Genomic DNA, 3,323 nt, shown 5'->3' on the forward strand with positions numbered 1-3,323 from the left:
TTTTTTTAGCCCTTTTTGTGGCTGGAAACCTTGAAAAGACAATGGAAAATAGTAAAGATAAAAACATATCTACCAAACCAATCCCAATGTGCCGCATCAAATGATTGCTCAAATAAGGACAAAATCAAATACCAACAAACCAAATAAAAAACAACAGTCAAAATTCGTTCTAATATATTCATAATTAACGATATAATTTCTTAACTTGTCGCTTGAAAAAATCAAGCTGATTTTCATTTTGCGCCTCCTGATACCGAAATTCGGCGTGCTGGGTTTCAGCCTCGTAAATGGCGGCTTCGGTGCGTTCCTTTTCGTAATCACGAAAGAAAGTAAGCACCTTGGCAATGCTCAAACTTTCGTAAAATTCACCATATTGCCCCGTGATTAACCGATTAAACAATAACGACAAATCACTCATTTTCAAATGATTAAAATCTTTTAAAATATGCGTGGCGCACAGATTAATTTGCGCTTCGGTCATCGGTTTATTTAGGTTCAATACTTCATTGACAAAAACCAACCACATCATCAGCAATCCGTGCGTAAATTCTTCGCCACAGTCTCGTTTTATGGCAGTTACGCTCGGAGCGTTGGCGTTCATCGCATCGGAAACCGATTTTAATTTATGCACAAATTCAAGGCATTTGCTCGGGTTGTATAACCTCAAATATCTTTCTTTTGAAATCGTCGCTATACTTTGATTTTGTGCCTGTTGTGGTAAGTTGTTTTGCATTTTGAATGATTTTGTTTAGACTTCCGTTGATGTACTTCAAATCGGTATTTTTCTGGTGAAACACGTCCAAGCGTTGCCAATTTGTCAGTAACGCCTGCCACGTCAGCAATGCCTCGTTGTCGTCTTGGCTGATTTCTTGAAAGTACTTGATAATGGCTTTCAGCACCTTGCCGTCGGTGGCGTTGAAACGAGGTTTTACCCCCACAAAACGCTCGTAGAACTCAAACCACGCGTTTAAAAATTGCGAGTACAGCGACTTTTTTTCTTGTAAAATCTCATAAGTTGCAACGCCGTTTAAATGGCTTTTAAATGTCGTTATTTCGCTTTCAGTTGGTGGTAAAATAGCACCGATTTTGAGCCATTGCTCAGCGGTTAATTTACCCTTTTGCAGAGTAACTTTCTTTAAATTTCCCTTTGAAAATTCTGCTAATATTGTAGCCTTAGCGGAATGAATTTGTATGGTTAGCTTCATAGGTTTAAATGCTTATATTTGTTTCTGAGCATATTTATTTCTTTTTTTCGTTCATTAGCATAGACGTTATGTAATCCCGAAATTCCCCATCTCCAAACAGCTACGAATGTTTTTAAAGCCATTGGCTCATCGGTTCTAACAATATGCTCTTGTAGCTCTTTTTTGTTAAACAATGTAATTGTATCTTTTTGAAAAGAATAATAAAATCGCTGTCGAAACTTTTTTAATAATTTTGCTTTCATATCGTTGTTTTTTTTTAGTTTAACAATCCCAATGTTCCTCACCTAATCGTTCCCCGCAATCTTTGCAGAAAACTGCCGTAACTTCGCAGGTGCCCCAAATTCCAAGCGTTAGCACGTGGGTGTTTTCGTGCTGACAGATAGGCGTTGTATCCTCGTCCTCAGGCTCATTGCTCGTTATTTGTTCGTTTTCTTCGTTGTTCATTGTAAATTACTTATATTTACTTTTTATCATATTTTCTATTGCGAAAATGATTTTACTCACTTCCTTGTGGCTCATATCCAACAAGGCTTTTTTCACAGGCGAACGTTTTGAGATGAGCCAACCGCCCAAGCAATTTAAATCCACCAAATGGGGTTTGTCGTCCTGCACCCAGCCGAGTTCGTGGCAACGAGCCAATAAGGCTTTATGTTGCGGGTTATTTGCATCAAAATAGGCGTAAAACTGAAATTGTTTTGTTTCCTCGCCATTCAAATGCCGTGTGAGGTGTATCGCTTGTATTTTAGTTAAATCTTTAAGGCTTTTAATATCTTGTTGAAAAAAGCCCGAGATGTAGGCTAAACGCTCGTCTCTGTCCAATTTTTTCTCACTTGAAAAAATCGTCTGGATTGTTTTAATTTGTTTGTTGGTTATCATTTTATTTGCTTTTAAATTCGTTCCGCTCGGGGGCTTGAACCCCGATGCCTGCCGGTGCGGAAATTTGTGATTATTCGGTGTAAATTGCTTTTACGGCAAACATACACGCCTCTTCTAATTTTGTTTGCGCAATGGATATAAGCCTTTGTTTTTCATTGTTTTGTGGTGCACTCCTATGTTGGGCGTTGTAATCTCTTAATTGTCCAATTCGTCTATGATGCCCGCTATTTTTAATTTCACGGAAACGACTTGGTCGGGTTCGCCTTGCTTAATTTGCACTCTTTGTTTTCCTAATGTTGTCATTTTTAATCTATTGAAAAGTTAAAATTTACCCGTTTTTGAATACCATTCTCGAAATCAACCATTTTCCAGCCTCGTACGTATCGAGAGGTACGAATATCAATCACGGCGTCCCTTAAAATATCCATTGCTTCGTTAAAAAGTTCGCTGTTGGCTTTGTTTCGCATACCGTCTAACATTCTCACTTTTTGGGCGTTGTAATTGCCTTGTGCATCGGTTTTCAGCAAAATGTTAAGCATTTCCATAAGCATTTTTTCATTTTCGGACTCGCCCGCCAAGGAAGCCATAAATGTTTTTAACTTGCTGATACCGTGTATTTCCGTTCCGTTGTACACAGGTTTGGTATTCCAACCAATTTTGATGTAAGCCGAACCGTCAGGCAACGTGTGCGAAAAACTGTCTTGATTTTCGTTTTTGTTCTTGTACAATTCGGCTTCAATTTTCAAAATGGCTTCCACGTCGCCAAACATTTTAACCATTCGTTTTTCTACATCGCCCCGTGTATCTATCATAAAATCAATGTTTGATACCACCAATTCATTTTTTAGCCCTTCGGCGATTTGCTTTTCGTTTTTGATACGTTCTTTTTCGGCTTTTGCCAGCTCTTTTGCTTGCTTGATGAGTTCTTTGCGTTGCTCATCGCTCAATTGTGATAAATCTATATTGCTCATAATTGTTAATTATTAATTGTTATTTATTCATTGTCAATTTCTTATGGTTTAATGCGCATTGGCACCAGTAGAGTTCCATTGTCAGGAGTTCACGCTCCTTTTCAGAACAAGTTTGGTTTATTTTTTGCTGTAATTCAAGGGCGTACGCTCGGATTTTTTCAAGGTTGGTCGGTTTTTGCATCGTCGTCTATTTTTACATATATGTTTATACCGCTCTCTAAATCAGCTAATTTGTTGATGTAGTGGTTAATGCGGCTTTTAAGCCGTTGTT

Annotated in this window: 7 protein-coding genes; all 7 read right to left on the reverse strand. The window is 38.2% G+C overall.

Annotated features, from left to right (window positions below):
* Positions 1-184: 184 nt before the first annotated feature.
* The 7 genes from Q4D72_RS10090 to Q4D72_RS10120 all read right to left on the reverse strand — a co-directional run bounded on the left by Q4D72_RS10090 (position 185) and on the right by Q4D72_RS10120 (position 3,233).
* Positions 185-631 carry a DUF6633 family protein gene (locus Q4D72_RS10090; RefSeq protein ID WP_303077734.1) on the reverse strand — a complete coding sequence of 149 codons (447 nt, stop codon included), beginning with the start codon at positions 629-631 and terminating at the stop codon, positions 185-187.
* A gap of 4 nt (positions 632-635) precedes the next feature.
* On the reverse strand, positions 636-1,205 hold the full coding sequence (locus tag Q4D72_RS10095) for a hypothetical protein (protein ID WP_303077736.1): 570 nt from the start codon (positions 1,203-1,205) through the stop codon (positions 636-638).
* Complete coding sequence (locus tag Q4D72_RS10100; RefSeq protein ID WP_303077737.1) at positions 1,202-1,447, reverse strand: hypothetical protein; 246 nt, start codon at positions 1,445-1,447, stop codon at positions 1,202-1,204. Before Q4D72_RS10100 ends, Q4D72_RS10095 begins: the two co-directional genes overlap by 4 nt.
* Positions 1,448-1,466: 19 nt before the next feature.
* On the reverse strand, positions 1,467-1,649 hold the full coding sequence (locus Q4D72_RS10105; RefSeq protein WP_303077738.1) for a hypothetical protein: 183 nt from the start codon (positions 1,647-1,649) through the stop codon (positions 1,467-1,469).
* Positions 1,650-1,655: 6 nt separating this feature from the next.
* Positions 1,656-2,081: a hypothetical protein gene (locus tag Q4D72_RS10110; RefSeq protein ID WP_303077739.1), complete on the reverse strand. Its 426-nt coding sequence runs from the start codon at positions 2,079-2,081 to the stop codon at positions 1,656-1,658.
* 305 nt (positions 2,082-2,386) lie between these two features.
* Positions 2,387-3,052 carry a DUF3164 family protein gene (locus Q4D72_RS10115; protein ID WP_303077740.1) on the reverse strand — a complete coding sequence of 222 codons (666 nt, stop codon included), beginning with the start codon at positions 3,050-3,052 and terminating at the stop codon, positions 2,387-2,389.
* 19 nt (positions 3,053-3,071) lie between these two features.
* Positions 3,072-3,233 (reverse strand): hypothetical protein, encoded by a 162-nt coding sequence (locus tag Q4D72_RS10120; protein ID WP_303077741.1) that lies wholly within the window; start codon positions 3,231-3,233, stop codon positions 3,072-3,074.
* Between the last annotated feature and the right edge of the window lie 90 nt (positions 3,234-3,323).

Origin of the sequence: Capnocytophaga sp. (assembly GCF_030532915.1) — a bacterium.
In the GTDB taxonomy this organism is placed as follows: Bacteria; Bacteroidota; Bacteroidia; order Flavobacteriales; family Flavobacteriaceae; genus Capnocytophaga.

What these genes read in the sequence shown, in the direction of transcription:
- Q4D72_RS10095 (WP_303077736.1), bottom strand. Translation starts at nt 1,205, where the DNA reads ATGAAGCTAACCATACAAATTCATTCCGCTAAGGCTACAATATTAGCA.
- Q4D72_RS10100 (WP_303077737.1), bottom strand. Translation starts at nt 1,447, where the DNA reads ATGAAAGCAAAATTATTAAAAAAGTTTCGACAGCGATTTTATTATTCT.
- Q4D72_RS10105 (WP_303077738.1), bottom strand. Translation starts at nt 1,649, where the DNA reads ATGAACAACGAAGAAAACGAACAAATAACGAGCAATGAGCCTGAGGAC.
- Q4D72_RS10110 (WP_303077739.1), bottom strand. Translation starts at nt 2,081, where the DNA reads ATGATAACCAACAAACAAATTAAAACAATCCAGACGATTTTTTCAAGT.
- Q4D72_RS10115 (WP_303077740.1), bottom strand. Translation starts at nt 3,052, where the DNA reads ATGAGCAATATAGATTTATCACAATTGAGCGATGAGCAACGCAAAGAA.
- Q4D72_RS10120 (WP_303077741.1), bottom strand. Translation starts at nt 3,233, where the DNA reads ATGCAAAAACCGACCAACCTTGAAAAAATCCGAGCGTACGCCCTTGAA.